This window comes from Kitasatospora sp. NPDC033851 (assembly GCF_055576085.1).
On sequence record NZ_JBVIRL010000053.1, the window covers coordinates 1 to 26545 of the forward strand.

Annotated in this window: 19 protein-coding genes and 2 pseudogenes; 15 read left to right on the top strand and 6 right to left on the bottom strand. The window is 71.7% G+C overall.

Features of this window, described 5'->3' with window-relative positions:
• Positions 1–523: pseudogene (locus ACZ51D_RS41615) on the top strand (hypothetical protein); the annotation flags it as partial.
• Positions 524–834: 311 nt separating this feature from the next.
• Here ACZ51D_RS41615 and ACZ51D_RS41620 read toward each other — a convergent pair.
• Positions 835–1257 carry a hypothetical protein gene (locus ACZ51D_RS41620; RefSeq protein WP_465665517.1) on the bottom strand — a complete coding sequence of 141 codons (423 nt, stop codon included), beginning with the start codon at positions 1255–1257 and terminating at the stop codon, positions 835–837.
• A 414-nt stretch (positions 1258–1671) separates the two neighbouring features.
• Complete coding sequence (locus tag ACZ51D_RS41625; RefSeq protein ID WP_465625619.1) at positions 1672–3066, bottom strand: Mu transposase domain-containing protein; 1395 nt, start codon at positions 3064–3066, stop codon at positions 1672–1674.
• Between the two features lie 1133 nt (positions 3067–4199).
• On the opposite strand from ACZ51D_RS41625, the gene ACZ51D_RS41630 reads away from it, so the two are divergent.
• From ACZ51D_RS41630 to ACZ51D_RS41650, 5 genes and pseudogenes are all read left to right on the top strand, one after another.
• Positions 4200–4943, top strand: coding sequence for an IPT/TIG domain-containing protein (locus tag ACZ51D_RS41630; RefSeq protein WP_465625617.1), 744 nt, complete (start codon positions 4200–4202; stop codon positions 4941–4943).
• Positions 4944–5776: 833 nt separating this feature from the next.
• Positions 5777–6199, top strand: a complete 423-nt coding sequence (locus ACZ51D_RS41635; protein ID WP_465625659.1) for a DnaB-like helicase C-terminal domain-containing protein — start codon at positions 5777–5779, stop codon at positions 6197–6199.
• Positions 6200–7368: 1169 nt separating this feature from the next.
• A pseudogene (locus ACZ51D_RS41640) lies at positions 7369–8049 on the top strand (IPT/TIG domain-containing protein); the annotation flags it as partial.
• Between the two features lie 45 nt (positions 8050–8094).
• On the top strand, positions 8095–9111 hold the full coding sequence (locus ACZ51D_RS41645) for an IPT/TIG domain-containing protein (RefSeq protein ID WP_465665529.1): 1017 nt from the start codon (positions 8095–8097) through the stop codon (positions 9109–9111).
• Position 9112: 1 nt separating this feature from the next.
• On the top strand, positions 9113–9433 hold the full coding sequence (locus ACZ51D_RS41650; protein WP_465625615.1) for a transposase: 321 nt from the start codon (positions 9113–9115) through the stop codon (positions 9431–9433).
• 157 nt (positions 9434–9590) lie between these two features.
• Here ACZ51D_RS41650 and ACZ51D_RS41655 read toward each other — a convergent pair whose 3' ends face one another.
• Positions 9591–10091 carry an IPT/TIG domain-containing protein gene (locus tag ACZ51D_RS41655; RefSeq protein ID WP_188302620.1) on the bottom strand — a complete coding sequence of 167 codons (501 nt, stop codon included), beginning with the start codon at positions 10089–10091 and terminating at the stop codon, positions 9591–9593.
• A 632-nt stretch (positions 10092–10723) separates the two neighbouring features.
• Here ACZ51D_RS41655 and ACZ51D_RS41660 point away from each other — a divergent pair.
• The 7 genes from ACZ51D_RS41660 to ACZ51D_RS41690 all read left to right on the top strand — a co-directional run bounded on the left by ACZ51D_RS41660 (position 10724) and on the right by ACZ51D_RS41690 (position 22478).
• Positions 10724–10933, top strand: coding sequence for a DUF5988 family protein (locus ACZ51D_RS41660; protein WP_465625612.1), 210 nt, complete (start codon positions 10724–10726; stop codon positions 10931–10933).
• A 260-nt stretch (positions 10934–11193) separates the two neighbouring features.
• The gene (locus ACZ51D_RS41665) at positions 11194–12468 is read left to right on the top strand and encodes a beta-ketoacyl synthase N-terminal-like domain-containing protein (protein ID WP_465625655.1); all 1275 of its coding nucleotides are present in this window, start codon (positions 11194–11196) and stop codon (positions 12466–12468) included.
• 79 nt (positions 12469–12547) lie between these two features.
• Positions 12548–19057: an SDR family NAD(P)-dependent oxidoreductase gene (locus tag ACZ51D_RS41670; protein ID WP_465665519.1), complete on the top strand. Its 6510-nt coding sequence runs from the start codon at positions 12548–12550 to the stop codon at positions 19055–19057.
• An 89-nt stretch (positions 19058–19146) separates the two neighbouring features.
• The gene (locus ACZ51D_RS41675; protein ID WP_465625608.1) at positions 19147–19569 is read left to right on the top strand and encodes an ATP-binding protein; all 423 of its coding nucleotides are present in this window, start codon (positions 19147–19149) and stop codon (positions 19567–19569) included.
• A 379-nt stretch (positions 19570–19948) separates the two neighbouring features.
• On the top strand, positions 19949–21091 hold the full coding sequence (locus ACZ51D_RS41680; RefSeq protein ID WP_465625606.1) for a Mu transposase domain-containing protein: 1143 nt from the start codon (positions 19949–19951) through the stop codon (positions 21089–21091).
• Complete coding sequence (locus ACZ51D_RS41685; RefSeq protein ID WP_465665521.1) at positions 21088–22038, top strand: hypothetical protein; 951 nt, start codon at positions 21088–21090, stop codon at positions 22036–22038. The genes ACZ51D_RS41680 and ACZ51D_RS41685 overlap by 4 nt, the downstream gene beginning before the upstream one ends.
• Before the next feature lie 305 nt (positions 22039–22343).
• On the top strand, positions 22344–22478 hold the full coding sequence (locus tag ACZ51D_RS41690; RefSeq protein WP_465625602.1) for a hypothetical protein: 135 nt from the start codon (positions 22344–22346) through the stop codon (positions 22476–22478).
• 97 nt (positions 22479–22575) lie between these two features.
• Here ACZ51D_RS41690 and ACZ51D_RS41695 read toward each other — a convergent pair whose 3' ends face one another.
• On the bottom strand, positions 22576–22863 hold the full coding sequence (locus ACZ51D_RS41695) for a hypothetical protein (RefSeq protein ID WP_465665523.1): 288 nt from the start codon (positions 22861–22863) through the stop codon (positions 22576–22578).
• Positions 22860–23141 (bottom strand): hypothetical protein, encoded by a 282-nt coding sequence (locus tag ACZ51D_RS41700; protein ID WP_465625598.1) that lies wholly within the window; start codon positions 23139–23141, stop codon positions 22860–22862. The genes ACZ51D_RS41695 and ACZ51D_RS41700 overlap by 4 nt, the downstream gene beginning before the upstream one ends.
• A 575-nt stretch (positions 23142–23716) precedes the next feature.
• On the opposite strand from ACZ51D_RS41700, the gene ACZ51D_RS41705 reads away from it, so the two are divergent.
• Entirely contained in the window at positions 23717–24022 is a 306-nt protein-coding gene (locus ACZ51D_RS41705; protein WP_465625596.1) for a hypothetical protein, read from the top strand.
• A gap of 288 nt (positions 24023–24310) precedes the next feature.
• On the opposite strand, the gene ACZ51D_RS41710 is transcribed toward ACZ51D_RS41705, so the two are convergent.
• On the bottom strand, positions 24311–25123 hold the full coding sequence (locus ACZ51D_RS41710; RefSeq protein WP_465665525.1) for a hypothetical protein: 813 nt from the start codon (positions 25121–25123) through the stop codon (positions 24311–24313).
• Positions 25124–25820: 697 nt separating this feature from the next.
• Between ACZ51D_RS41710 and ACZ51D_RS41715 the strand changes: the two genes are divergently transcribed.
• Positions 25821–26306, top strand: a complete 486-nt coding sequence (locus ACZ51D_RS41715) for a hypothetical protein (protein ID WP_465665527.1) — start codon at positions 25821–25823, stop codon at positions 26304–26306.
• The last annotated feature ends 239 nt before the right edge of the window (positions 26307–26545 follow it).

Here is a 26545-nt window from a genome sequence, read left to right on the forward strand (position 1 = left end):
CCATCACACCTACTGGCTCCCGAACTCACCGAAGAACCACTGGCTCCCCAACAGACCGAATCCGTGGCTCTACTTCACCCCGGTGAAAACAGTCTCCCTGTACGGGGATGACGAGGCGCAGGTGGAGGGGTATCCGCAGGCCAGGCACGGGCGCCCGGATCTCAAGCAGATCCAGGCCGGGCTGGCGGTCACCGGCGACGGTGGCATCCCGGTGTTCCACCGCGCCTGCAGCGGCGGGACGGCGGAGGTCGCCCAGGTGGTCGGCGCGATGACCGCTCTGCGGAAGTTGTCTGCGCAACGCGACCTGCTGATGGTCGGCGACTCCGAACTGATCTCCTACCCGAACGTGACCGCCCTGCTGGCCGCCGGCGTCCGGTTCGCGTCGAGCGCCGGTACGGCGACTTCAAGGGCCCCCTCGCTGCGGCCCCCAGGTTCCTGCAGGACAACCGCCGCCGGCATCCAGGCCGAGCTGCTCGCGTTACTCGGCATCGACGAAACCCGCCCACGCCGGCTGGAGACCTGAAACCCCACCTGCGAAGTCCGGGTTTCACCGGGGACTCCTCACGCCCGCACGGTGCCGTGAGGCCGTGCGGCGAGGTGGGGACGGCGCCCACCTCGCCGGTCGCCGGCGGGCCTTCGCGGACCATGCGGGCAACGGCGGTCTCCGAAGGGCGGGCCGAATTCGGCGGCCGCCTCGAAGGCCGAGGCCTTGTCGACCGGCGCCGGCGCCGGTCGTGCCGCGCCTGTGAAGGGGACGGCTCCACGACGCGGCCCGACCGCCGGGGCCCCCGCACCCGAGCAGGTCGACAACGGGTACCCGTACGCCGCGAGACCTCACACCTCGGAGTACTCGACGATCTCCAGGGCCTCCGTCAACTCGGCCGTCACGGCGTCCTCGCTGTCCAGTGCAGCAGCGGAGTCGCCGACCGAGTTGGACACCGCCGCGCGGACGCTGTCGGTCGCCGCAGCGATGATGTCCGCGCGGACTTGGGCGTGCTGGCAGGAGCAGTCGTGCCGCGCTCCGGCCAGGATGACGAGGGTGTGGAGGTTGTGGGCGCCGGCGCCGGCGGTGTCACCGGCGATGTCGGCGTCGATGGCCGCCGTGTTGCTGTCGAGCGCGGCCGCGAGATCGGCGGCACACGCCGACACCTGGGGCACGGGGGCTTCCGCGGCCTGGGCCGCGGGGGCGATGGCGAGGGCAGCGCCGGTTGCGATGGCGACGGCGACGACGCCGGCGGCGAGACGAGAACGGGTCATCCGAATCCCCTCCGAAAATAAGCGTTTCATGCCGGCGGGGCGCCGGCATGAACGGAACGTATTGCACCGCCGAGCGCGGATGGCAGGGCGTGTGGACGGGCAGGGTGGTGCGAAGAATTGATGTTCCGGCAATCCAAGGCGAATTCAGTAGTCTTCATACAAAAGTTGCGCTACTCCATCCGGGTTACTATCGGGAAGGTCGGCGTCCGGGGCCCGGAAGGGCGGGATGGGGAATTCGGTTAGCAATTCCCGACGTTTTACCTGCCGCCGGTCTGTGAAATTACCCGGCTCCGGTCGGCCGCGCGCAGGACGGGGGCCGGACCGCACGCATCCTCGGGCGCGGCCTGCCGGACCCTGCACCGGACGTGATCACGTCCGGTGCAGGGTCCGGCAGGCCGAAGGCCGTCGTACGCGCTATCTCGTCCGGTCCGGGTGCCTCGCCGAGCCGGTGTGGCTTCGCCGGTACGGCGTCGGGTCGTGCTGCCGATGCGCGGCGAGGTGGATCACGGCTTCGGAACGGACGTGCTCCTCCTCCTCGGTGGGCTCCTTCCGGATCCGGTCGAGAACACCCGTCCACCGCCAGGACCGGCGCGCCGACGAACCGCCGGCCTGTCGACCGGGCTCTAATCCGTCCTCCTGGCGGGTGTCCTGTCGGAGCGCGTCGGCCGCCGCGAGCGCTTCGGCGGACGGCGGACTGTACATCCTGCTGGTGCAGGCCGGCCTCGGCACCGGGAGCGGGCGCTCGAGACCGATCCCGTGCCGGTGGCCGATGACCGACAGGCTGGCACCGTCGGGCGCCAGTGAATGCTGGGCGATCACCCGTCCACGAGGGGTCGCGATCGCCAGGAGGGGGTCACCGAGCCTTCGGCGCACTTCCACGGTGTGGCCGTGCAGATGCCGCGGAACCGCGTAGAGATTGCCCCGGTACGACACCATGCTGTTGGCCGAGACCGTGCGGGTCACGCTGATCCTGGCGGGGTACGGGTCGTGGGGGAGGTCGAGCAGGACCGGCGTGGGCGGCACGGTGCTTCCGTCGTGGCCGCCCCGTGCCAAGGCCTGGCGGGTGTGCATGAGCCTGGCCAGCTTGTCGAGGCTCTCCTGCGCCTCCAGCGGGCCGGTGTCCGCACCGCCGGTCCGCCACCACAGGGCGAGCGCTTGCCCGATCGCCTCGTCGTCGGCGTCCTGCCGCGCCGGACCGAGATCCGAGACGACACCGTAGTGCTTCGCGACCCTGCCCAGCGCCGTGGTCAACTTTCCGCCTCCCGGACAGTGGATCGGCTGCGCCCGGTCGAAGCGCCAGCGCCAGCCGGTCCCGCCGAACTGGCGCAGGATCCGGTCGACGGAGCCGACCAGGTGGCCGAAATCGATCTGCTCCGCGAGCGCCGCGCTCCAGCGCTGGGAGCGGGTCAGGCGTCCCACCAGGACGCAGGCGTGGGTGCTGCCCCAGTCCGCAGGGGGGTCGCAGAAGACGAACCAGCGGAAGTGCACTTCCTCCGCGTCGTCCTGCCGAGCGGGGCGGGTGCGGGGCGGACGCTGGCACAGCGGGCACCTGGGACGCAGCTGATGGGTCCGCAGGGCGCGGGTGAAGGTCGAGTAGCCGCCGTTGTAGCCGAGATCGACGAGTTCGGCGAACAGCGCCGACGCCTCGAAGTGGGCATCGTCCTGCAGCCGCTGGCGGCAGTAGGGGATGAACCGCTCGAACTCGCCCCAGCCGGAGCTGCGGACCCCGACCGTGCGCTTCCCGCTCAGATAGGAGCTCACCGTCTTGCGGTCGCGGCCGAGGAGACGGGCGATTGCGGCGATGGACAATCCTCGGGATCGCAGGGCACAGATGTTGATGTATTCCTCTCCGGTCAGCAATTTTGCTCCTGTAAGGATCCGATACGGATTACGGCTCCCTCGTGGGACCCATTGGAAGCCAGGAAATATACACGAAATCCCGAGGTGGGAGCAGAAAGGATTTTTCAAGACGTCGCCGATTGCTGTGTAATTTGAGTGAGCGAATCGCGCTGCAATCAATTGGCAAAGGTCTCGCGCATGTCGTGTCAAGCTGCACGCGAAGGTCAGCCAAAGAGTGGCCGGATCTCGACTGTCGGATGCTTGACAATTTTCGCAAGCACGCGAGGATGGTTGACTGGAATAGACCTCTGCGGGCGCGACGGCGCTCGCGGTCCTCCCCGGAATTCCGGGCCGCGCACGCATCCGGCCGCCCGTCGCGCCACTGCCCGGCGTGCGGTGGCGCGCACGGCAGCGATCCCGGACGGTCGCACGGCCGGCACCGCCGCTCGGAGAAAGGGTCAGTGGCATATGCGGATGTGCGCGCGCACCCGCGCGCCCCCCGTCCGCTACCGTGCCCGGACGTCGGCCGGGCCGGGCGTCAATGGCAGTTGACACGTCGTGGGCCTGCGCGCCGCACACCGGAAGCGCACGCGGCCGCCAGAGGACCGACCCACGGACGGCCCCGCCGGTGCGGCCGGGAAGGTCCGCGCGTCCGACGCGGCCGGGCGTTCGCGCCGGGCGGGCCGTGCTCCCAGCCGCAACGTGCCGCCAATCGGGTGATGTGACGTCAAGTGCCTTGCCTGCTTGTCACCTCAATGGGTTACTGGAAGCTCCAATCCGGTGGGTCGCCCATCCTCTCCGGGGGAGTGGGGCGTCGGCTGCCGTACGGCCGGTCACTACCGTGGCGCCATGGGCTCCCCTGGCAGGGGCGTGAACGATCCGCCCGCCACCGCGACCGGCGACATCCATCCAGGACGGTCTCGTCCTCACGCCCGGAAAGCGGCCCGGCCACACCCGTGGACCGGCCCACCGGCGCCCGGTTCACCGCCTCGGCCGTCCGTTGCGTCCCCGCCGGGGCCTGGTCCGACCCACACCGTGCGTAACCTGCGATCCTCCTGGGCCCGCCGTCGCGGCCTTCACCCACCTCGTTCAAGGAGGCAGTCGTGCCCATCTCCCCCAACCAGGGATCGACCGGCGGCGGAACCATCGTCACCATCACCGGCGTCAACCTCGCCGGGGCCACGGCCGTGCACTTCGGCTCCAAGCTGGCCACCATCACCGCCAACACCCCCACCTCGGTCACCGTCATCGCGCCGTCGGGCAGCGGGACGGCCCAGGTGACCGTGACCACCCCGGGCGGCACCAGCAACCCGCTCAGCTTCTACTACGTCGGCGCGCCGTTCAAGGCCGCGCTCAGCGACACCTCCGGGCCGCTGGCCGGCGGCAACACCGTCACCATCACCGGCACGGGGTTGTCGACCGCCACCGCCGTGAACTTCGGGGCCAACACCGCGACGCCGACCGTCGTCAGCGACGGCCTCATCAGCGTCACCGTGCCCGCGGGCACGGCCGCCGGATCGGTCGGGGTGAGCGTGACCACTGCGGGCGGAACCAACAACGGCTTCACCTACACCTACGTGGACGCGCCCACCGTGGCCACTGTCGTTCCCGGCGTGGGCCCGACCTCCGGCGGCACCCCGGTGACCATCACCGGCACCTCCCTGAGCAGCACCCAGTCGGTCACCTTCGGCGGCACGCCGGCCCCGTTCGTCGTCGTCAGCGACACCGTCGTCACCGCCGTCACGCCGCCCGGCACCGCCGGGGCCGTCGACGTCACGGTCACCAGCGCGGGCGGCAGCGCGACCGCCGTGGGCGCGTTCACGTACGTCGCCGGCCCGGGCATCTGATCCGGAAGTCAGGCCACTGGCCACCGGACCGCACGGCCGACGAGGCCGTCTGCCCGGGCGGGACCGTCATCGGCCGCGCCCGGGCAGCCTCGTCCCGTCGTACCCGCCGCCCGGTTCCCCGCCGGCCCCGGGGGAACGGAGCCGGCCGCCCGATCGCGCAAGGGCCGGCGGCCGTGGGCGCCGCGATCGGGCGGAGGCCGAGTACCGAGTCCACGGCCGCCGCGCGCAGGACGGAGCCACCCGCGTCGAGGCCGCGGCGGGACCTTACCCGGCGCGCTGAAGAGCCGTGGAGTGAAGAGCGCCGCCGCACACCCCGCCACGCTCCGCATTGGACGTGTGACGACCGCTGACGGCCGAGGACCGGCCGCCGCTCGCTCCCGCACCGCCGCGCAAGCCCCGGGTCGACAAGGGGACGAAACGGTCCGCAGGACCGGACGTCCCGGGGGGTGCTTCGAGCACCCGGGGTGCTTGAAGTGCTGTCAGGAGGTGCTTCAAGCACCCCGACCCTGTCCTCTAACTCGGTCCACTCCTCTTCTGGTCCGTCCGCAGCGCAGCCGGTCGGCCGAGCAGTCCGTGCTGGGCAGCATGCTGCTCTGCCCGGATGCCATCCCGGTCTACCTGAACAGCTTGGAGATGACGCATACGCAGGTGATCCAGCGCATGGGTCGCTGCCGAAGCCCCTGTCCCCCTGCACGGCAGCCGCGACCGCACGCTGGACGAGGAGCAGGAGGCACGGCGGCTGCGGGCCATCGCCCTGGCCGGCGTCCCTCCGCTGACCGTCGACACGAGCGAGGAGGTCAGCATCCCCCGGCTGCGTTCCCTGCTTGCGCCGCGTGCAGTCCCAGGGACGGCGCCCGGCCGTCCTCCTGGTCGACTACCTGCAGTTGACGACCCCCGAGACCGGCCGGGCCACCAGTCGCACGACCGAAGTGGACGAACTCGCCCGCGGCCTCAAGATACTCGCGAAGGCCTTCAATATTCCGGTGGTCGTGGCCGCTCAACTCAACCGGTGCGTCGAGCAGCGCGCGGACAAGAAACCCGCCATGGCCGACCTGCGGGAATCCGGTGGCATCGAGGCCAATGCCAACGCAATCATCCTGCTCCACCGGGAGGACGCCTACGCGAAGGATTCTCCGCGCGCCGGCGAGGGGGACCTGATCGTGGCCAAGAACCGCATGGGCGGCACATTCACGGCGACGGTCGCGTTCCAGGGCCACTACTCGCGTTTCGTCGACATCACCCGCAACGTCACATGACGTCCCCGGGTCCCGGCTTTTGCGGCCGGATCCCACGGCGGACGGCCGACCCGGGGTCACTGGCAGGACTTCGCAGGTCAGCGACTTGGCCGGTGCCGGGCGTGCCGGGGATGACACGGCTGTGAGGCCGGTCGACCCGGCCCGCTGCGACAACCTCCAAGCGTCCTCGCGCAGGTCCCGCCCGGACCGATTCCGCGGCGCAACCCCGGGTCGGGAAGTCGCGATCCCGCCGGGTGGGGAATCAGCGTGAAAATTCCCCGAAGGGTGTCCGTTTTCGCTGATCGGCGTCGGGTCGCGCGCTACGGAATCGGCCGTTTCCCGGATTTCGGGAGACGGTCGGGCGCTGCGCCAAGCGGGTGAAAGAAGGTCGGAAGACTTGTCACCGATTTCACGCCTCTGGGTTACTTTTCCGTATCCAACCGGCGGGCCGCCCATCCCTCCCGGGGGAAGCGCGCAGTCGGCGCCCGCTGTTGCTTCAGGCGGCGGGGTGACGTACGGCTCGCGATGGGCACCCCCGTGGAGGACGTGGATCCATCTGCCGGCACCGTCTCAGCGGTGCCGGCGGATGCGGCGGCTTACATACGCCAGGAGGCGTCATGCAAGCGATCCAAAGGCTCCGAGGCGTGCTGGCCCGTGCGGCGGACAGGTGGTCTGCCGGCCCCCCTCCCCCGGACCGCCGACGGACGACTTCAGCGCTGTGGTGCTGGGGTCATCTGCTGGGGTGGTACGTGCCGACGGTGCTGGTGGGCCGTCAACCTGCGGGTGGACCGTCGAGGACGGAGCGCGCGACCGCGGCCGACGACGGCCACGCCTTCGAACGGAACTCCTCCGTGATGCGCTCGGCCGAGTCCGTCCGCGGCAAGCACCGGCGGCGCCGGGGGCGGATCGGCCGAGGACGGCGTCTTGGCCGTCCCGGGGAGGCTTCCGGCAACGGCGACCGGGCGGATGGCGGCGAGCTCCTTCACTGGGACGAGCCGGTCTGTTCCGCCTGACCCGCCCAGCGACGCACCCCTGACGAGCCCCGGTCGATGTTCCCTCCGTCGACCGGGGCTCCCCGCCTCGGCGCCCGTCGTCGCGCATCCCCGGGCGAACAACCGACTCTCTGAAGCCGTTTGCGCACGCACGACATCCGTCAACTCGGAGACTGCACAACCCTATGGAGGTATGTCATGGTTGATCACAACATACCGGTGATCGGTTCGGTCACTCCGGCGTCGGGGGCGGCGGGGTCGGTGGTGACGCTGACGGGCAGCGGGTTCGAGGGGGTGACGGCGGTGCGGTTCGGTGCCGTCAACGCCTCGTCGTTCACGGTGCTGTCGGACACCCAGATCACCGCGACGGTTCCGGCGGGGTCGGGCACGGTACAGGTGACCGTGGTGGCGTGGTGGTGGGGGGCGACCAGCAACGGTGTGGCGTTCACGTACGCGGTCGCTGCTCCGGTGATCGGTTCGGTCAGTCCGGCGTCGGGGGCGGCGGGGTCGGTGGTGACGCTGACGGGCAGCGGGTTCACGGGGGCGACGGCGGTGCGGTTCGGTGCCGTCAACGCCTCGTCGTTCACGGTGGTGTCGGCGACGCAGATCACCGCGACGGTTCCGGCGGGGTCGGGCACGGTGCAGGTGACGGTGACCGCCCCCGGCGGCACCAGCAACGGTGTGGCGTTCACGTACGCGGTCGCTGCTCCGGTGATCGGTTCGGTCAGTCCGGCGTCGGGGGCGGCGGGGTCGGTGGTGACGCTGACGGGCAGCGGGTTCACGGGGGCGACGGCGGTGCGGTTCGGTGCCGTCAACGCCTCGTCGTTCACGGTGGTGTCGGCGACGCAGATCACCGCGACGGTTCCGGCGGGGTCGGGCACGGTGCAGGTGACCGTGACGACGCCCGGCGGCACCAGCAACGGTGTGGCGTTCACGTACCTTCCCGTTCCCCAGCTGGTGAGCGTGGTTCCCGGGGCGGGGCCGACCTCGGGCGGGAACACGGTCACGCTGACGGGCAGCGGGCTGGGCGCTGCCACCGCGGTCGCCTTCGGGTCCGCGCCGGCCGCCTTCACCGCCGTGTCGGACAGCAGCCTGGTCGCCACGGCGCCCGCGGGCTCGGGCACGGTGCAGGTGACCGTGACCACCCCCGGCGGCACCAGCAACGGCCTCGCCTACACCTACACCGCCGTACCGGTGGTGGCCACGATCGTCCCGGCCCAGGGGCCGGCGTCCGGTGGCAACACGGTCACGCTGACGGGGAGCGGGTTCACGGGGGCGACGGCGGTGCGGTTCGGTGCCGTCAACGCCTCGTCGTTCACGGTGGTGTCGGCGACGCAGATCACCGCGACGGTGCCGGCCGGGGGGCCGGGGCCGTCCGGCGTCACCGTCACCACGGCCGGCGGAACCAGCCTCCCCGTGCCCTACTTCTACCTGAGCAACCCCCAGCTCACCGCTGTGGTCCCCGGCGAAGGCCCCGTCAGCGGCGGAACCACCGTCACCGTCACCGGAAGCAATCTGCTGGGGGTGACGGCGGTGCGGTTCGGTGCCGTCAACGCCTCGTCGTTCACGGTGGTGTCGGCGACGCAGATCACCGCGACGGTTCCGGCGGGGTCGGGCACGGTGCAGGTGACCGTGACGACGCCCGGCGGCACCAGCAACGGTGTGGCGTTCACCTACCTTCCCGTTCCCCAGCTGGTGAGCGTGGTTCCCGGGGCGGGGCCGACCTCGGGCGGGAACACGGTCACGCTGACGGGCAGCGGGCTGGGCGCTGCCACCGCGGTCGCCTTCGGGTCCGCGCCGGCCGCCTTCACCGCCGTGTCGGACAGCAGCCTGGTCGCCACGGCGCCCGCGGGCTCGGGCACGGTGCAGGTGACCGTGACCACCCCCGGCGGCACCAGCAACGGCCTCGCCTACACCTACACCGCCGCACCGGCGATCTAGTGTGAACATCGCCGATGGCACCGTCCTCGGTGAACTGCACCGCCGCCACCGGGCCATCGAGTTCAAGAAGCTCCTGGCCACGATAGACAAGGCCGTGCCCCGCGAACTCGACGTGCACCTGGTGGGCGACAACTACGCCACCCACAACACCGCCGAGATCAGGACATGGCCGGCCAGGAACCCGCGCTTCCACGTCCACTTCACGCCGACCGGCTCCTCCTGGATCAACCAGGTCGAGCGCGTCCCTCGCGGACTGCCTCACCAAGATCAATCCGCCGGCAGAGCAGAACTTACCCTCGCGATTTGTGGCGCATCACACTAGGGTCGCCGCCACTCTCGGGAGCGGCGCGGGCATCGGAACCCCGCCCCATGGCCGAGCGTCCGACAAACAGTGAGCTCCGACAGCGCCTGCTGTCGGAGCTCACTGTTCTCATCCCGCCGGATCATGTCGCGCGCGGACCGGCGGTTCGGCCGCCGTCCTACAGGTAGGTGTAGGAGGCGCCGTTGCTGGTGCCGGCGGGCGTGGTCACCGTGACGGGGACGGTTCCGCTTCCGGCCGGCGAGACGGCCAGGATGGCTCCGTCGCCCAGCGCGGTGAAGTTCGAGGCCGGGGTGGCGCCGAACAGGACCGATGTCGCGCCGGACAGGCCGTGGCCCACGATGAGGACGGGCAGACCGCCCGTGGCCAGGCCGATGGGCGGCACGAGCGCGAGGATGGTCGGCGGGGTCGGCGGCTGGTAGGTGTAGCTGAGGTTGTTGCTGGTGCCGGAGGGCGTGACCACCGTGACCGGGACGGTCCCGGTCCCGGGCGGGGCGACGGCCGAGATGGCGCCGTCGAACTGGACGGTGTAGCTGAGCGCGGGGGTGGCGCCGAACAGGACCGCCGTGGCCCCGGTCAGTCCGGTGCCGACGAGGAGCACGGGGCTACCCCCGGTTGCCGGACCCTGCGAGGGGACGAGTGCGAGGAGAATCGGGGACATAGGATTCCTCTTTTCCGTCTTCCGAACGCCTGACAAGGCCGTTGCGGCCGAGTCGGGGAGGCGTTTTCCTCACGGTAGGTTCGGGCTCCATCGGGTGGCAATAGGGAATTCGATAAGGGTGGGAGCATGAGGCCGGATCGGGGGCGCACAACTTTTTCGACGCCTCACCGAGCGGAGTCGGAAGCGACCGGAGGCTTGCCACTGGGTATTTTATGTGAGCGCTGGCAAGGGTCTTCCCGGACGCCCGTCGAGGAGTTCTCGAGAATTTGGGAGGGAATCACGGTGGGAGCGCCCGCAAACTGGGGAGATCGTATTCGAAAGTCGGCGAGTACATCCCTTTGACCTGCTGCTATGCTCATGGCGCGGCGCGCCTCGGGGAGCGTGGCGCAGTTTTCATACTTATTCTTGCCGGTGATTCTGGATCGGGGCTTTGTTCGGGCGGCATCACGGCTTCCGGGGCGTCCCCTTGATCCGGTGGCTGCGGTGCGAGTGCGCCCCTGGCTCACTTCATGCGCTGTTGGTGTTCCTGGGTTGAACGGCTTTCCATGGGGTATTCCGGATGTACGCCGTCAACCGGCCGTCTGATCGTCTCGAAGAATTCTTCTGCGTTTCCGAATGGGAAGGTGAGTGTCGTGCCCAACGGTCTGCTCGTCTTCCTCAAGGGCGGCCCTGGAGACATTCCTGAGATTCGGGAAGTGAAATCCGGGGGCGTCGAGATCCGGTTGAGGATCCCTCGCGGGAACGGCTATGAGCACTTCGAGATCACGCAGGACTTCAAGGACGTCGGCGGCGTACTGATGCCCGTCTACCAGTGGTCGTACCGGACCGCCATCGCCGAGTAGGTGCGCCCGCCACCGCCTGCCCGGCATCCGACACCGGCGCCGGGCCCCGGGAGCCGCACACCGACGCGGCGCCGCTCCGCACCACCCCACCCCCCACCCCACCCCCCACCCCACTCTCCGAGGTGAGCAATGACCAGCGACCGTCCCGTACGAGTACGGACAGAGCGTCAGCCCCGCACCTGTGGGGACGCGTCGTGAGCGGGCCCTCCGGCCGGCGCCCGCGAGGCGGCAGCGGCGGGCGGGACACCGTGGTCACCGGCATGGGGTTCTGCCTGCCGGGCGAGGAGCAGCCGCTGTTCACCGCGGGCGAGGTCTGGGACGTGGCCTCCAACGGCCGCTCGTGCCTCAAGCACCACGGTGTCTACTACGGCTCCGTCGATCTGCCGGACGCGGCGTTCGCGGAGCGCCTGCCCGGACTGCCGGGCATCTTCTCCCAGCACTACACCAACGCGCACCGTTACGGGCTGGTGTCCCTCGTGGAAGCCTGCTCGGACGCCCGACTGAGCATCGGGGACGGCGACCTCACCGACGCCGCCGTCCTGGTCGGGCGCGGGGGCATCGACGCCAACGTCGCCAGCTACCTCGAGGTCCTGCACGCCGACGCGGGCGCCATCTCGCCGCACCAGGCGATGGAGCTGTTCGTCAGGGCCCAGCAGGGACTCACCCCTTCCGACGTGGCGCTGGTCCAAGGGGCGCTGATGCGTACGAGCGGCCCCTGCTTCACCGTGTCGTGCGGTTGCGCGTCCTCCGCCGTCCAGATCGGCAACGCCCGCCGCATGATCGCGGACGGCGAGACCGACCTCGTCGTCGTCACCGGCGTGGACGTGTTCAGCGTGGACGTGATCCAGAACGTCCAGCGTCTGCTGCACGGCGCCCAGCGCGCCTACGACACGATCCGCGTCGACGGCATGCCCGATCTCCTCCCGGCCTTCGACCGGGTCATGAGGCCCTACGACCGGCGGGCCGACTGCGTGAACCACGGGGAGGGGTCGGTGACCCTGGTGCTGGAGAGCCGCGACCACGCCCAGCAGCGCGGGGCGTTCACCTACGGCCAGGTCCTGTCGCACGGCATGACCCGCGACGGCCTGTCCAACCCGCTCGCAAGCGACGAGAACGGCGCCTCGCTGGTCGCCGCCATCCGCAAGTGCCTCGGCGACCGGTGGGACATCGGCCAGATCCCCTACATCCACGGCGGAAGCGACGGCGACGTCGTCGTGACCGCGTTCGAGGCGAACGCCGCCCGACAGCTCTACGGCGACGCCGTCGGAGACCTCCTGATGACCTCCCAGGAAGCCTGCTTCGGCCACAACGGCGCCCCGGCGGGAGCCCTGGGCGTCGCCCTGACCCTCCTGATGCTGGGGCGGGGGGAGGTGTGCCCCACCGCGAACTGCGAGGAGCCGGCCGACAACATCTGCTTCGACCCCGTCCCCGGGCTGCGCACCCGGCACCTGGAGTTCGACTACGCGCTCACCTGCAACTACCAGATCGGTGGCGTCAAGAGCGCGATCCTGCTGGGCAACTCGGACGTCGACTGACCCCGGCATCCGCCGACCGCACCGCCGGACGGCGAGCGCTCCCCACCCCCGTCCGCGCAAGCGCGTAGGAGAGCATGTGATGGGCCACACAGAGAACCTGAGGGCCGCTGACGCGCACATCGCCGTCGTCGGCATGGGATGCCGGCTTCCCCGCGACATCGACTCGCCCGCCGCGCTGTGGCGGCTGCTCGAAGCCGGCCGGGACGCGGTCGGCCAACCGCCGATCGGCCGCGCGGGGCACATGGCCGCGGCTCCGGCCCACGCCGCCGGGCCGATGCCGCCGTGGGGCGGATACCTCGGCGACGTCGCCGGCTTCGACGCCGACTTCTTCGGGGTCTCGGGCAAGGAGGCCGACGTCCTGGACCCCCAGCACCGGCTGCTCCTGGAAGTGACGTGGGAGGCACTCGAACACGCCGGGCTCCCCCCGGAGCGGCTGGCAGGGACCTCCACGGGACTGTTCTCGGGCCTGAGCTACACCGACTACATGGAGTCCCTCGCCGGCCACCCCCGGGAACTCGAGGGCGCGGTCCTGACCAACGGGCACTGCGTCGCCCCGGGGCGCATCTCCTACCTGCTGGGCCTGCAGGGCCCCTGCGTGGCACTGGACACCGCGTGCTCGTCCTCGCTCGTGGCGGTCCACCTGGCCTGCCAGGCCCTGCGCGACGGCGAGTGCGATCTCGCGCTGGCCGGCGGCGTCACCCTCGTACTCGGGGCCAGGACGACGATGTCCTTCGCCCGCATGGGGATGCTCTCGCCCACCGGCCGGTGCCGGACCTTCGACGCGGCCGCGGACGGCTTCGTCCGCGGCGAAGGCTGCGGCGTCGTCGTCCTCAAGCGCCTCGAGGACGCGCTACGGGACGACGACCGCGTCCTGGCCCTGGTCCGCGGCTCGGCGGTCAACCAGGACGGCCGCTCCGACGTCCTGGCCTCACCCTCCGCCGGGGCCCAGCAGGCCCTCTACCGCCAGGCCCTCGCCCGAGCCGGAACCGACCCGCGCGACGTGGGCCTGGTGGAGACGCACGGCACCGGCACACCCGTCGGCGACCCCGTCGAGTTCTCCAGCCTGGCCGCGGTCTACGGCACCGGACAGGGGCGCTGCGCGCTGGGTTCGGTGAAGACGAACGTGGGCCACCTGGAACCGGCGGCCGGCGTCATCGGCCTGATCAAGGCGGTGCTCTGCCTCCGGCGCGGGCTCGTCCCGCCCAACCTGCACTTCACCCGGTGGAACCCGGCCATCAGCGCCGAGGGCACCCGCCTGTTCGTCCCCACCGGCCTGTCCGCCTGGCCCACCCGGACGGCCTCGCGACTGGCCGCGGTGTCCTCCTTCGGCTTCTCCGGGACCAACGCCCACGTGGTCCTCGAACAGGCCCCGGCCCGCCGCCGCACCGTCGTCCTCCCCGGCACTCCCACCGCCGCCACCGCCGCACACGCGGCCGCCGTCCCCGCCGGCGCACCGCCGTCGCGGCCGCAGGCCGCCCCACCCCACGTCTTCCTCCTCGCCGCCGGCTCCCCGGACGCACTGCCCGCCGCCGCCGCGCGCCTGGCCCACTGGCTGGAGGACGAGGGAGCCGCCACCCCCTTGCGCGACATCGCCCACACCCTCGCCCTGCGCCGCTCCCCCGGGCGCGGCCGGCTTGGCGTGGTGGCCGACTCCCACCGCGACCTGGCGCACGCCCTGCAGTCCTTCGAAGCCGGCCGGGCCCACCCCGGCGTCGTACGCGGCCACGTGGGCGCGGGCGTCACCCGCCGTCCCGTCTGGGTGTTCTCCGGCCAGGGCTCGCAGTGGCAGGGCATGGGGCACGGCCTGCTCCACCACGAGCCGGCCTTCGCCGAGACCCTGGCCGAAGCCGATGCGCTGATCGACGCCGAGACCGGGTTCTCCGTCCTGCGGGCCGTCCGCGACCGCGAACACGTCAGCGGCTGCGGCCGCGTGCAACCCGCGCTGTTCGCCCTGCAGGTCGCCCTGGCCGCCGCCTGGCGCGACCACGGGGTCGAACCGGCCGCCGTCATCGGCCATTCCATGGGCGAGGTCGCGGCCGCCGTCACCGCCGGAGCGCTCACCCTGGCCGACGGCGTCCGCGTCATCTGCCGGCGGTCCGCCCTCCTCACCCGCATCGCCGGAGCCGGCGCCATGGCGAGCGTCGGCCTCGACAGCGCCACCGTCGAGAACGACCTCGCCGCCATCGGCGACGGCACGGTGTCGGTGGCCGTCGTCGCCGCCCCCGACTCGACCGTCGTCGCCGGCACCGCGGCCGCCGTCCGGCACCTGACCACCGCCTGGCAGGCCCGCGGACTCGTGGCACGTCTGATCGACGTCGACGTCGCCTCGCACTGCTCCCAGGTCGACCCGCTGCTCGCGGACCTCGCCGCCGAGCTCACCGAGCTCACCCCCAGCCGGCCGACCGTCCCCTTCTACACCACCGTCCTGGACGACCCCCGCGACACCCCGGTCTTCGACGCCGCCTACTGGTGCGCCAACCTGCGCCGACCCGTACGCTTCGGCGCCGCCGTGGCCGCGGCCGCCGCCGACCGCCACCAGGTGTACCTCGAGATCTCGCCGCACGCCGTCGTCACCCGCCCCCTCGCCCAGAGCCTGACCGGCCTGCTCCACGAGCCCGTGATCCTGCCGACACTGCGCAAGGGGGAAGACGACCGCACCACCTTCCGCACCCAGCTCGCCGCCCTGCACTGCGCGGGGGTCGGCGTCGACTGGTCCCGCCTCTACGCAGGCGGCCGCCTGGCCGACGTACCCGCGCTGACCTTCGACCGCCGACCCCACTGGACCGACACCACCCCGCCCGCAGCGGCCTCCCCGCACACCGAGAGCACCCCCGCCGCCCTGCCGGGAGCACACACGGAGGTGCCCGGCGACCAGCCCCGCCACACCTGGCACGCCGACACCGGCACCGACGTCCTGCCCTGGATGGCCGACCACCGCGTCCACGGCCGGCCGGTCCTGCCCGGCGCCGCCTACTGCGCCCTGGCCCTGACCGCGGCCGGCGAGGTGTTCCGCGGCGCCGCGCACGATGTCGAAGCGACCGACATCCGCTTCCGCGAGCTGCTGCACCTCGACGCCCGCACGCCCGTCGGCACGACCGTCACCCTGACCGGCGCCGACCGCGCCGACTGCGAAGTCTTCGGCCGCGACAGGGACGGGACCTGGGTACGGCAGGCCACCGCGGTCCTGCGCCGCATCGACGCCTCCCCCCGGACACCGGTGCTCCCCGCGGCCGCACTGGCCGCCGACCACCCCGTCGTCCTGGATCCGCACGCCCTCTACGCGAGCCTGCGCGCACGGGGCCTGGAGCACGGACCCGCCTTCAGCGGCATCACCGAGCTGCGCACCTGCGCCCAGGGCGACAGCTTCTGGGCCCGCGTGACGCTGCCGGACCCGGCACGCACCGCCCGCCACGGCCTGCGGATCCACCCGGTCCTCCTGGACCTGTGCGCCCAACTCGTCGTCGCCGGCCTGATCGACGAACCGGGCCACGGCCTGGTACTGCCAGTCGGGATGCGCGCCGTGCGGATCCTCGCAGCCCCCGAGGACGCCTGCTACGCGCACGCCCGGCTCACCCACACCGCCGCGGACGCCATCGTCGGGGACGTGCGGCTGCTGGACGAGGCGGGAAACCCCCTCGTCGAGATCGACGCGCTGCGCTTCGTACGCCGCGGCGCGGAGGCCGACGAAACCGTCGACCGGTGGTTCCTCGAGACCCGCTGGCAGCCGGTGCCGCGCCGGGAGGGCCTCGAACCGCCCGCCCCGGGCCCCTGGCTCGTCATCGGCGAGGCGGACGGATCCGCCCGGGCACTGGCGGACGCCCTCGAGCTCGCCGGAGCCCGCACCGACGTCCTCGACGTCCCCGTCGACAGTGCCGCCCTCCAGCCGCTCAAGCAGAGCATCGCCCGGCACTGGGACTCCGCACCCGCACCGTGCGCCGTGGTCCTCCTGTCCGCGCCGTCCGCGCCCGAGGACGACGCCGCCGCGATCGCGCTGTGCCGCACCCGCCGCCTGCTCGCCGCCGCACAGAGCGCGATCGCGCGCGGCACGCCCGCCCGCCTGTTCGCCGTCACCCGGTCCGCCCACGCTCCGGAGCCGGGGCAGCCCGCCGACCCCGCCCAGAGCGCCCTGCGCGGACTCGTGCGCGTCCTGACGCACGAACACCCGGAGCTGCGGGCGACCCTCATCGACGCCGACCGTGCCGACACCGGCCTGCACCGGCTCGCGGCCGAACTCCTCGCCGACCCCCCCGAGGACGAGATCGCCCTGCGCGGTGACACCCGGCACATCGCCCGGCTGTCCTACACCCCCCTGTCGGAGACCGAACGCGCCGCCGCCGTCACCCGCACCGTGCGCTACGGCGCCGACCGCTTCCAGCTCCACGCGGGGCGGCTCGGCGACCTCGACGCCCTGCGCCTGACCACCTCACCACGGCGTGCCCCCGGCCCCGGTGAGGTCGAACTGCGCCTCCACGCCGCGGGCGTGAACTTCCGCGACGTGCTCACCGCCATGGGCATGCTGGCGACCGACGACGAGGCGGGCTACCGCATCGGCTTCGAAGCCACCGGCGTGGTCACCGCAGTCGGACCGGGCGTCAGGAACGTGTGCGTCGGCGACAGCGTCCTCGCCGCCGACGTGCGAGGCGGACTCTTCACGACCTTCGCCACCCTGCCCGCCGCCGCGGTCGCCCCCGTCCCGGCGGGCCTGCCCGCGGAGACGGCCGCCGGGCTGCCCGTCGCCTACCTCACCGCCTGGTACGCACTGCGCCGCCTCGCCAGGCTCGCCGGCGGCGAGCGCGTCCTGATCCACAGCGCCACCGGCGGCACCGGACTGGCCGCGATCGCGGTCGCGCGGCGCCTGGGCGCCGAGGTGCTCGCCACCGCCGGCAGCGAGGACAGGCGCCAGTACCTGCGCGCGATGGGCATCCGGCACGTCATGGACTCCCGCTCGCTGGACTTTGCCGAGCAGACCCGCGACGCCACCGCCGGAGAGGGTGTCGACGTGGTCCTCAACTCCCTCTCCGGGCCCGCCATCAGGGCCGGACTGGAAACGCTGCGCCCCTTCGGCAGGTTCATCGAGCTGGGTGTGCGCGACATCCTCGCCGACACCCCGCTGGGTCTCGCACCGCTACGGCACAACATCACCATGAGCACGGTCGACCTCGTCGAGCTCCAGGACACCCGCCCGGACACCTTCGCCGAGCTGCTGGGCGAGGTCCTCGCCGAACTCCGCCAGGGCGCCCTCGCCCCGCTGCCGTGCCGGACCTATCCGCTCGCGCAGGCCTCCGACGCCTTCCGCCTCATGGCCGGCGCCGGGCACATCGGCAAACTGGTCCTGACGGTGCCCGGCGAAGGCCACACCACCGCCGTACTGCGCGACCCGCCCTCGCCGGTACGGGCGGACGGCGCCTACGTCGTCACGGGCGGCCTGCGCGGCGTCGGCCTCGCCACGGCCCTGTGGCTGGCGGGCCGAGGCGCCGCCCACCTCGTCCTCAACGGACGCACGTCCCCCTCCGCCGAGACCGAACGGGTCCTCGCCGGACTGTGCGAACAGGGGACCCGCGTCAGCGTCGTGCTCGGAGACATCGCGCAGCCCGGCGTCGCCGAGCAGCTGGTGGCCGAGGCCACCGCGGGCGGCGGGACACTGCGCGGCGTGGTCCACGCCGCGATGGTCCTCGACGACGCCGCGGTGTCCAACATCACCGACGACCAGCTCGAACGCGTCTGGCATCCCAAGGTCACCGGCGCCTGGCGCCTCCACGAGGCCACCACCGGACTGCCGCTCGACTGGTTCGTCCTGTACTCCTCCATGGCCTCCCTGCTCGGCAACCCGGGCCAGGGCGCCTACTCGGCCGCCAACGCGTGGCTCGACGCGTTCGCCACCTGGCGCACCGCCCTGGAGCTGCCCACGTTGGCCGTGAACTGGGGGCCCTGGGGCGAAACCGGGGTCGCCACCGGCTTCGCGGCCCGCGGCTACCAGACCATTCCCACCGCAGAAGGACTCGAGGCCCTGGCGGCGCTCCTGACCCACGGCCGTGTACGCACCGGCGTGATCCCGGGCCCGCCGGACACCTGGATCCCCCCGGCCGGGCGGGCGTCCTCGCTGTTCGCCCTCTTCACGCCCGAGGCACCCGGCACCCCCGTACAGGCGTCCGGGCAGGATGCGGCGCGCGACATCCGGGACGAGCTGCGGGCCGCGGAACCCGGCCTCGCCCGCCGCACGGTCCTCGAGGACCACCTGGCCGGACACATCCGCACCGTGCTCCGGCTGGGGGCCAGCACCCTGGACCCGCAGACCCCGCTGAACGCGCTCGGGTTCGACTCCCTGCTCCGCATCGAACTGCGCACCCGCTTGGAGGCCTCCCTCGGCGTCAGGCTCGCCGGCGACTTCGTCGCGGGCCACCCCACGCTGGCAGCTCTCGCCGACGGCCTCGCACAGCACATCGGCATCAGCCTGACCGCCGACGCTCCACCGGATCCCCCCGGCCGGGCCACGCCCCGGGCCGCGGACATCATCGCTCCCCGCTCGCCGCGGTCGGCCCGGCCGTCGGACGCCGCCGCCGGCACCGAACCGCCGAGGAAGAACCCATGAGCTCACTGCGGGCCGCCGGCGCCAAGCCACTGCCGGACCGCCAAGCACGGGATCCCGGCCTTGCCGGGGGAGGGAATCGGGGGACGGCCATGACCTTCGCAGACTCGCCACGCTCGGGCCCGCACGACACGCGGGGACGGCGCGTCACCATGTTCGTCCTGCCGGAGACCCACTGCGTGGGACCCGTGCGCCGTGCCGTGAACGCCATTCTCAGCCTCTGGGATATAGCACACCTCACCGAGGACGCCGAACTCCTGACCTCTGAGCTCCTGACGAACGCAATCCGGTACACCGATAGCGAGCACCGGATCAGGGTGACCATCGCGCTCGAGCAGCGGTGGCTGTCGATCGGGATCCGGGACCGCTCCGCGATTGCTCCCCGGGCGTACCGGGCAACCGCCTCCCAAGAAGGCGGGCGCGGGCTGCTGCTGGTGGAGAGCATCGCCGGCTCGTGGGGGTACCGTTTCCATGTCGACGGAACCAAGACGGTTTCCTGCCGACTGCCGCTGTGAGGCCGCGCGCCGTCCCGGACCCCGCCGGCCGTGCCCGCCGCACGAACGGTTCGGCACCGGTCCTCACGGCGCGCGCGATTCGAGCGTCCTTCAATATGCAATTCCCGCGCCGCTCGGCAGAATTCCCCAATAAGTGTACGTGATTGTATTGGGAGCCGGGGTGGAGTTCCCGGTCGGGGTGGCGGTAAACATGCTCCCTGAAATTGCCCACGCCATATCCGGAAAGAAACGTTTCCGCTCCTTGAGTGGTTCGGTCGCATGCTGTATTTTTCGACCATGCCTGGCGGCCGCCGCTAATTCAAGGCGCTTTGCGGCGGCGAAATTCCGATAGCTGGGAGTCTGGATGCTGAGTGCAGAGGAATACCGAGAGATTTGCGCCATGCGCCACCAGGGCTGGTCCATCTCGGCGATCGCCCGGTGCATGGGCCGTGACCGCAAGACGGTCACGGCCTACCTCAACGGGGAGCGGACCGTAGGGGTCCGGGCGGAGACCCGTGACGAGTTCCTGCAGTTCGTCCCGTACTGCCGGCAGCGCCTCGACGACGATCCGCACCTGCAGGCGAGAACGCTCCACGGCGAGATCGTCGAGCTGGGCTACAACCGCGCCTACTCGACCTTCACCCGCGCCCTGCGCAGGCATCTGATGTGGCCGCGTCGCGGACCGCGCCACCGCGGGAGGGCCAGCCCCGGCCGAGGCCCCCTGGAAGACGTGCAGTTCGACTGGGTACGGCTCCCGGCCCCACCCGTCGAATGGGACTGCGGGCAAGAGATGTACCTGCTCATGGGCTCGCTCACGCGATCTGGCCACTGGCGGGCCGCCCTGGCCGGCACCACCGACCTCCCGCACTGCGTGGAAGCCCTGGACCAGGTGCTGCGCCGCCTCGGCGGCACCGGCGAGCGCTGGTTATTCGACCGGACCGCGCCGGTCTGCTCGACGGCCGGCAAGGTGACCGCCGTCTTCCACGAGATCGCGATCCACTACGGCGCCTCCATCGCGATCCGCCCGCAGACGGGAGCGCCCAACCCGGTCGTCCGCGCCCACCGCTCCGTCGTCCTCCACTGGTGGGACACCGCGACCGGCGAACCCGGCGTGCAGGCGGCCCAGGACAGCCTCGACCGCCTGACCGAGCGCTTGGGCAGCCGGAACCGGCCGTCGGGCTGCCGCACCCGAGCCCTGCTGCCCCTGCCCTCGAAGCCGTTCCCGGCGCGTATCTGCGTCCAGCGCAGGGTCGACCCCCGCGGACTCGTGCCGTTCGAGGGCAACCTCTACCTGCTCCCCGCGGGTCTCGTCGGCAACGAGGTGAGGATCCGCCGACGGCTGGACGAACCCCACCTGTCGATCACCACCACCCGCGGGGCGGTCATCGCCTGCTTCCGGAGGGCGCCGAGGGGGGCGGGCCGGACGGTCGCCGGGCACGACGGCCCGATCGCCCTGGAACGGCCCGGCCGGACCACCGGCGCCGGGGGGCGAGCCCGCAGGACACCGTGTCCGTCGACTCCGCACCCGAGGACCGCTCCGTGAGCATCGGACCGAGCACCAGCGCGCTGCTCGAGACCACCGGCCGCACCCGCAGACAGGACGTCACAGCGTCCTACGTGGCCCTGGCCCAGGCCTGCGCGGCCACCGGCGACGACGCCCGGCACGCCGAGCTGGTCAGCGACCACCCCCACGACGTCTGGTCGCTGCCCGCCTCGCGCGCGATCGCCCTGGTACACACGGGTCAGGACGAGGCATGGGCGCTGGTGCGGGGCGCGGAGCTGTTGGAACAGCACCGGGTGGCCGTCGTCACCCCGTACTACGGCGGCGTGCGCACGGCTGCCGGCCGGGCCGTCACCTTCTGGCACGACCCCGGGGAACGGCGCCGGGACGAGTCACTGAGCGCCCGGGTGACCGCCGCGGTGCACCGGATCCATCCCGGGTCCGCGCTGTGGCTGGAGGACCACGACCCGTTCGCCGGCCTGCTGGACGGCCTGGACGACACCCCGCTGAGCGAGTCCGCCCGCCGGTTCCTGTTCGAGTGCACTGCCTGGCTGCGCGCGCAGTGGGCAGGCATCGACTGGCCGACCCCGCCCACCGTCATCCTCGGCGCCCGACGACTCGCTCACTGCCACGACGGCGGGACGCACCCGCGGCTGGCGCTGCGCAGACCGCTGTGGCGCGGCCACCGGGAGTGGGACCTGGTCGCCGCGCGCTGGAGCAACGAGCTGCTGCGCGGCCGCCGCGACGACTTGCAGGCCTACCACCGCACCTACACCACGCACGGCCGCACCGACGACGCCGCGATGCCCTGCGACCGCATCGGCGCGTGGTCGGGCTACCAGGTCGTGCGGGACGTCGTCGTGCTCACCGCCGTGATGGACACCGTGCGCCGCGCCCGCCTCGACTCCCGGACCCGCGACCTGGCGGTCCACCAAGTGGCGTGCCTGCGCGGCGCCCGGCTGGCCCCGTGGGACTGGGGGCAGCGGTGACGGCGGCGGCGGTCGGGTAGGAGAAGCCGAAGGGACGGAGCGGAAGACCCGATCCGCTCCGCAGCGGCGGTCGCGTTCCGCGCATCGGCTGTCGCGGCCCACTTCCCGAGCCGGCCGGGAGCTCCACTTTCCCTTCCCCGCGCGCTGGTCCGACGGACCCGACGCCGTCCGCGCCCGCTGGCGCGCCCTCGTCACCACCCGCCAGGACCTCGGACGACAAGCAACGGCGCACCCTCGCCCACCTGATCGGCGAACGCACCGCCGCCGTGCTGCGCCTGCTGTACCCCTGCGAACATCCCGACCCCGTGGCAGTCCTCCCCCGGGTCCGGGCCGCCCTCGACCCGCTCCTGCAGTGGAGTGCGAACACCCGGGTCCTGTACCGGCAGACCCAGCAGCTCAAGGCCTGGTCCGCCGCCCTGGCCACGCCCTTGATGCGCTGACCCCACCACCCACCACGTAGGAACCATGACCACCGCCCGGACGACGCACAACCCACCACGGTCGCGGAGACCCTCCCTTCGGGACTCCGCGGCGCGCTCAGTCCGCGCGCAGAATCCGGGAGACGTAGATCTGCGGCGGATCCGCGCTCTCGTTCACCGCGTACTCCACCAGACCGAGGTCCCGGCGCAGCGGCGCCGAGTGCATGCCGGACCGTCCGGGGACGGGCATGCTCAGGTGCGGGAAGGGGTGTTCGCGCAGGTCGACGATGAACGCCACGACGGCGGAGAAGACGTCGGCGGGGATGTCCGGGTCGCCAAGGAATTCCTCAACGGCTGGAGAGAGGGTGATCGGGTCGTCGTCCGGGAACTCGGTGTAGTCGCTCACAGGGCCCCGAGTCGGCGCAGGACCGCCGAAGCGGGGGTGCCGGGAGCGGTGCCGGCCTGGACGGCGGCGTGGATGCGGTCGCCCTCCGCGTCCTGGTAGAGCCTGGCTCGCAGCCACCAACGGCGCAGGACGCCGCCGATCGTCTCGTCGTTGGCCTCGCCCATCTCCCGGTAGAACTCCATCCGCTGCGCGGGCGGCAGGGCCGCGGCGACGGCGTCCTGGGTGCGCGGGATGGGCTGCTGGCCGTCGTGATGGCCGTGCAGGGGCGCTGCGCTCACCGGTTCCTCCAGAGGCTCTCGTACGGGCGGGACCAGGTACCAGTCTCCTACCTCCGCAGTGCCGACCGATACCCGGGGCCGCTCACGCTCGCAGGCCGGTTCGCCGGGTTCGGCGTGGCAACCGCCCAGTCGGCGGGCAGGCCGGGCACCCGGTGCAGGCCGATCCGGCAGGTACCCCCGCCCAGCACGTGCACCAGCCGCCTGCTCGATGGCAACTGCCCAGTGTCACGCCGTCTTCGGCGTGACCGGTGCGGTGACGGGCCGACGGCGGGGCCGGCCACGGCCCTGACGGCGGGACGGCGGCGCAGGGCAGGCGGCAACGAAGGATGGTCCAGCGCATCCGGGCGCTGGCCAGGGTGCGGTAGCGGAGCGCGCCGCGCTCAGCCACCGAGTCTGCCGCAGGCCGCGACGTTGTTGTGGCTGCAGCTCATCCCGGGCGGGGCAGCAGGGCATCCGGGGTCACCGACAGCGGCGCAGAGCGGGGTGAAGGCCTCGTTGGCCGGGGCCCACTGCTGACCGCCAATGGGCGCGGCGAGGGAGGCCATGGCCTCGGTGCTGGTGCGCAGGGTGAGGCGGTGGCGGTAGGTGGCGATGACCTCGGCGACGGCGTCCAGCTCGCCGATCGGGGAGGAGTCGAGGGCGGCGGCCAGGTCCCGCTCGAACAGGTCGCGGTCGCCGGGCAGGCCGTAGCGGGACAGCGCGGTGCGCAGCTCGTGCAGGGTGGCTGGCCGAGGCGCGGCCGCGTCCTGGTGGTCGGGCTGGGTGGTTACCAGGTCCTCCTCGGTGGTGGCGGCCGCCGTGGTGGCGGGCCGCAGGGTCGGGGCGCCGTGGTGAGCGGCGCGGCCGCCCGGCCGACACCCGGCCCCGGAGGTACCTCATGAGCAGCACCCGCGCCGCCCGCTTCGCCGCCGCCTAAGCCCTGCTCCGCGCCGGGGCGGACGTCGACCACCTCGTCCAGAGCGATTTCTGTGCCCGCACCAAGGGAGCCACCGACGCGGCCCCCCGTCACCGGCGACGACGGCACCGTCCACGGCACCGCCGTCGGCCGCTGCGCCTGCGCCCTGCACTGCCCTTCGCCTGGGGTAGGCGGTTCAGGAAGGACTATCCGAGCAGGTCAAAAGCGGGTTGCTGTCCGCAACATGTGTCGCGGACGACAACCCCCTCGGCGCTCAGATAGGGAAGTGCCGGAGAAGGAACTGCGCGAGACCGGTGATCAGCTGCATGCGAATACGCGCCTCCTGCGCGTCCGACAGCCCCGGGTGCGAGCCGTTCGAGTGCGAGATGTCCCAGATCCCCTGAAGCATGGCTCCGCCGTCGCGTTCCGGCAGCGGCTGGCTGAGGGCAGCGGGCGGTCTTCCGCCCGGAGTGTAGAGACTCTTGATCGCGACGCCGCCCTGGTTGGCCTTGCCGTTGTCGGTGTAGCCAGCGTGGTCGACGGCGAGGCTGACGATCAAGCTTTCTAGGGCTGCCCTGAGCTGCCCGTTCGAGGATGCGTGGTCCTGTTCGGCGAAGTGCTTCACGGCCAGCTGGTAGTGGCCGAGCGCCTGGGTGTAGCCGCGCGCCTTCAGCTCCGCCTCCAGCGCGGTGATCTCCGGGTTGAGAGGGGCGACTGTGGGTTCGTTGGGCAGCACTCGGCAGGTGAGCTTCGAGTTGTTCCGGGTGATCTGGAGCTCGAAGCCATCGCCCGACATCGCTTCTGTCAGAGCTGGGAGCTTGTCGCGGTAGAACGGGTTGAGGCTCTCGACGAGGAGTCGGACGAACTCCAGCAGAGCCTTGTGCGCGTTCGCGTTGTCCCCCTGTGTAGCGGAGCGCTGGGCCCTCAGCAGAGCCGGCCGCAGCATTTCGGCCTTGCTGGTGAACTTGGGCGGATCACCGTCACCCAGCTCGGTCATCATCAGCATGTTCTTCAGCTCAGTCCCGCTGCAGCTGTCGACCGCGGTCTCGATGATCAGGCCCAGTGTCCTGATCGACAGGGTGTTCATGGTGACCAGTTTCAGAGGTCGGCCTCCGCCGGCGCGAGCGGTTTCCGAAGGTCGACCGCTACATCAACGGGCTGGTGCCTGGCATCCGTTGAGCTTCGTCATAAGCTCGCGGTTCGCTGCGCGGGCGGCGGCCAAGTCTTCGTCTCGGTCGATGAACTCGGGCGGAGGTCGAGGAGCTGCTGTTCCAGCTCGGCGACCCTGCGGTTGAGCGTCTCGCCGTCGGCGAGGGCGCCCAGGCCGGATGCTTCCCAGGCGGCCTGACCGAGTGCCTCGGAGAGGCGTCGTTCGAGCCGGGTGATGTGCGCGGCCAGTCGCCTGTTGCGGGCGGTGAGGTTCGCGACGTCGGTCAGCAGAGACTTGCGACTGACCTATGCTCCAGTGGTCGCGCCGGGTGGGGGCCGGCTCGCGCGGGCGATGACGGGCGCATGCAGGTCTCCGTGACGGTGAATCAGGCTGCGGTGGACGCCGGCGGCGCGGGCGACCGACGAGACGCTGATCTCCTCGCCAGCGGCGACTTGCTCCACCGCGCTGTTCACCCTCACAACCGAGCTCCCAGCCGCGATCCTTGCCCGAATGCTCGGCGTCCACATCCACGTGGCCGTCCAGTGGCAGAAGGCGGCCGCCGGCGACTGGGCCACCTACGCCGCGCAGGTCAGCCACCGCATCAAGCATCCCCACCGACACGGAGACGATGGCCATGCCCCTCGATGACCAGCACATCTGGGCTCTGCTGAGGGACCTCGACGATCCCGACCGCATGGAGTTCCCTGCGAGCTACGACCACGTCGCGACCCGAGCGCGATTCGATCAGCTCGCCAACAGGCTGGATCAGCGGTTCCGCTGCACCTGCACCGTCGATCGAGGCGTCCAGGACGCGAACCATCACGGCACCATCGTCATCCCCGCCAGTGCGACGGTCAGCGGCGACCACCTCACCATCACGGTCAGCAACTACGGCAACCTCGTCGCCGTGACGCTGGGGAACCCCGGCAGCTACGACGAGGAAGAGGAGAACGTCCTCTTCGACACCGCCGACCGTCGCCCCATCGACGACGAACTCGAAGCACTCGGCTACATCGCCGTCTCCGAGCACTTGCTCTGGAACCGATACGACGGCGTCAGCAACCTCGGTACGTACTTCGAGCCACGAACCTGGTGGGACCGCTTCTTTGACTACATCTGAGCCCGCCCCAACGGCTCTGCACCGCAGGCATTGCCGGGTAGGAGCGGCGGGTTACCCCGCCGCTCCCCCCTCAGAACCGTGCGTGCCACTCATCGCGGCACACGGCTCATGCAAGCCCCACAGGACGATTCAGGAGAGCTGTGTTGTGCTCCTGCGTTGGCGGATGAGATATCCGCGGCGACAGGAAGCGTGTACGAGCCGGGTCCCATCATCGTTTGACCGCGAGCCTGGTCTCCCAT